Below are 3,467 nucleotides of genomic sequence, written 5' to 3'. Positions count from 1 at the left end.
GGCGGGCGGCCGGGCGGGCGGCCGGGCGGGTCAGGCGGCCAGCAGCGAGGCGGCCAGCGCGAGCATCACCACGGCGATCAGCGCGTCCAGCACCCGCCAGGCGCCCGGGCGGGCGAACAGCGGGCGCAGCAGCGCCGCCCCGCGCCCCAGGGCGGTGAACCACAGCGCGCTGCCCAGCGCGGCGCCGCCGGCGAACCACCACTGCCGCCCGGGGTGGCTCTGCGCGATCGAGCCGAGCAGCACCACGGTGTCCAGGTAGACGTGCGGGTTCAGCCACGTCAGCGCCAGCGCGGTGCCCACCGCGGCGCCCAGCGACGCCGGCGCGCGCCCTCCCCCGGCGTCCAGCGCCTGCGGGCGCAGCGCCCGGCGCGCGGCCAGCAGCCCGTAGGCGGCCAGGAAGGCGGCCCCGGCCACGCGCACCGCGCTCAGCACCCCCGGGTGGCCGCGCACGACCGCCCCGGCGCCGGCCACGCCGGCGGCGATGAGCACGACGTCGGAGAGCACGCACACCAGCACCACCGCCCCCACCCGCTGCCGGCGCAGGCCCTGGCGCAGCACGAAGGCGTTCTGCGAGCCGATCGCCACGATCAGCGACAGGCCCAGCCCGAGGCCGGAGGCGGCGGCGAGGAGGTCGGGCAGGTCGGGCAGCACCCGGCGACCGTAGGCGCGCCCCTCCGTGAAGAGAAGCTCACGTTCCTTCAGCACCGTTAGCGTCGCTGTCGTGGACCTGTCCTCGACCCTGGACCTGGCGCAGCTGCGCGCCCTGAGCGCGGCGGTGGACGGCGGCACCCTGGAGGCCGCCGCCCGCGCCCTGCACGTGACCCCCTCGGCGGTCAGCCAGCGGCTGCGGGCCCTGGAGGCGGCCACCGGCCGGGTGCTGCTGGTGCGCAGCAAGCCGGTGCGGCCCACCGCCTCCGGCGAGGTGCTGCTGCGCCTGGCCCGGCAGGTCGAGCTGCTGGCCGGCGACGCCCTGGACGAGCTGGACGCCGGCGCGGCGCCCGGGCCGCCGGGCGGCGAGCGCGTGCAGACCCTGCCGATCGCCGTCAACGCCGACTCCCTGGGCACCTGGGTGCTGCCCGCCCTGGCGCCGCTGGCCGGCTCGGTGTGCTTCGACCTGCACCGCGAGGACGAGGGGCGCACCGCGGACCTGCTGCGCGCGGGCACCGTGGTGGCGGCGATCACCAGCGACCCCGACCCGGTGGCCGGGTGCTCCGTCACCCGCCTGGGCGCCGTGCGCTACCGGCCCACGGCCTCGGCGGCCTTCGCCCGGCGCTGGTTCCCGCGGGGCCCGGCGGTCGAGGCCCTGGCGCGCGCGCCCGTGGTGGTCTTCGACCGCGAGGACGACCTGCAGCACCGCTACCTGCGCCGGCGCGCGCGCGAGCCGCGGGACCCGGCGGGCCCGCTGGACCCGCTGGGCCCGCTGGACCCGCCGGTGCACCGGGTGCCCTCCACCGCGGACTTCCTCACCGCGGTGCGCCTGGGCCTGGGCTGGGGCATGGTGCCCGACCTGCAGGGCGGCGCCGAGCGGGCGGAGGGGTCCCTGGTGGACCTGGACCCCTCCGGCGCGGTGGACGTCGCGCTGCACTGGCAGCAGTGGAAGCTGCGCTCGGCGTCGCTGGACCGCGTGGCGGCCGCCGTGACCGCCGCCGCGCACCGGCACCTGCAGCGCTGACCCGGGCACCGGCTCAGACGCGGAAGGCCCCCACGGACTCGCGCAGCCGCCCGGACGTCTCGCGCAGCGCCTCCACCGAGGTCCGCACCTGCTCCAGGCTGGCGCGGTCGGAGGCGCTGGCGCCCGCGACGCCGGAGAGCACCCCGGCGATCTCCTGCGCCCCGCCGGCCGCGCCGGAGACCGTGCGGGCCAGCTCGCCGGTGGTGGCGGTCTGCTCCTCCACGGCGGCGGCGATGGTGGCCTGGTGGTCGTCGATGCGGGCGATGATCTCGGCGATGCGGCCGATGGTGGCGGCCGCGTCGTCGCTGCCGCGCTCGATGGCGGCGACCTTGCGGGTGATGTCCTCGGTGGCCTGCGCGGTCTGCTGGGCCAGCTCCTTGACCTCCCCGGCCACCACCGCGAAGCCCTTGCCCATCTCCCCCGCCCGGGCGGCCTCGATGGTGGCGTTCAGCGCCAGCAGGTTCGTCTGCTCCGCGATCGCGGTGATGGTGCCCACCACCGAGGCGATGGCGCGGGTGGCCTCGCCCAGGTCGGCGACGGTGGCGCGGGTGGACTCGGCGGCCTCCACGGCCTCGCGGGCCACCGTCGCCGACTGCGCCATGCCCGAGGAGATCTCGTTGATCGCGGCGCCCAGCTCGTCGGCCCCGGCGGCGATGGTGGCCACGTCGGAGGAGACCGCGTCGGCGGAGCGGGCGGCGCGGTCGGCCTCGCCGGCGGTGCGGCGGTTGGCGTCGGCCAGGGCCTGCGCGCGGCCGGCGAGGTCGTCGGCCATGGCGGCGACCTCGTGGGCGCCGCCGGCGACGTCGGAGACGGTGCGGCGGGTGGCGCTGACGGCCGCCTCCAGCGCCTCGGCCATCTCGCGGAACTCGTCGCCGCCGTCGACGACGGGCGCCACGGTCAGGTCGCCCTCGGCGACGCGGCGCAGCTCGTCGCGGCTGCGGCGCAGCGGGCCGACGAGGCTGCGGGTGAGGGCGACGAGCATCAGCACGGTGAGCGCGGCGGCCAGCACGAGGGTGGTGAGCACCAGGGTGCGGCTGCGGTCGGCGGCGCGGTCGGCGGCGGCGGCCGCGGCGGTGGCGCGCTCGTCCACGGAGGCGGCCAGCTCCTGCGTGGCGGCGAGCATGTCGGCGTAGGCGGCGAAGCCGACCTCCAGCACCTCGGTCTCGGCGGCCGCCACGTCGCCGGAGCGGTACAGCTGCACGGCGCGGTCGTCGGAGGCGAAGTAGTCCTCCCACAGCGACTCCACGTCCCCGGCCAGCGCGCGCTCGTCGGCGCTCATGAGGGCGGTGGGCGCGGCGTCGAGGGTCTCCATCAGCGCCTCCTCGGAGGCCAGGAAGCCGGCGCGGTTGGCGGAGGAGGCCTCCACGGCCGCCGCCGGGCCCAGGCGGCGCGCGTCCCAGGCGTAGGCGGCCTGCCAGCCGCTGACGTCGGCGTCGTAGAAGCGCTGCTCGTCGACGAAGTGCAGCAGCCGGCCCAGGTCGCGCTGCTCGGCCAGGGAGCGCGACTGCTCGGAGATGCTCAGCAGGGCGGTGGCCCCGGTGGCGAGGAGGAGGGCGAGGACGACGCCGAAGGCGAGCGCGAGGCGCGCGCCCACGCGCAGGCGGCGCAGCAGGGACGACATGGGGGGTGTCCTTCCGTGGACCGGGGGGCCGGGTGACTGCTCACCCGTGCCCCACCACCATCGGCACCGCGCGCGGGCGCCTGAACCCGAGCGCGGGCGCCTGGCTCCGCGGACGGGCGCCTGGACCCGCGCGCGGCAGGATGGCGTCGTGGTCGACGGGGACGCTGCGGCGGG

3 protein-coding genes are annotated in these 3,467 nt (G+C 78.3%); 1 reads left to right on the top strand and 2 read right to left on the bottom strand.

All coding sequences use genetic code 11. From position 1 onward, the window contains the following. Positions 1-30 precede the first annotated feature (30 nt). Positions 31-648, bottom strand: a complete 618-nt coding sequence (locus tag GTR00_RS17100; protein WP_166612789.1) for a LysE/ArgO family amino acid transporter — start codon at positions 646-648, stop codon at positions 31-33. Between the two features lie 73 nt (positions 649-721). Between GTR00_RS17100 and GTR00_RS17095 the strand changes: the two genes are divergently transcribed. Beyond that, positions 722-1,672 carry a LysR family transcriptional regulator ArgP gene (locus GTR00_RS17095; protein ID WP_323132561.1) on the top strand — a complete coding sequence of 317 codons (951 nt, stop codon included), beginning with the start codon at positions 722-724 and terminating at the stop codon, positions 1,670-1,672. A 13-nt stretch (positions 1,673-1,685) separates the two neighbouring features. Here the strand turns inward: GTR00_RS17095 and GTR00_RS17090 are convergent, their stop codons facing one another. After that, positions 1,686-3,293, bottom strand: coding sequence for a methyl-accepting chemotaxis protein (locus GTR00_RS17090; protein ID WP_166612787.1), 1,608 nt, complete (start codon positions 3,291-3,293; stop codon positions 1,686-1,688). Between the last annotated feature and the right edge of the window lie 174 nt (positions 3,294-3,467).

The sequence above is a fragment of the Kineococcus indalonis genome (assembly GCF_009906395.1).
GTDB classification, from domain to species: Bacteria; Actinomycetota; Actinomycetes; order Actinomycetales; family Kineococcaceae; genus Kineococcus; species Kineococcus indalonis.
Note: the sequence above shows the minus strand (reverse complement) of the source record. Positions and strands in the feature narration are given on the sequence as shown.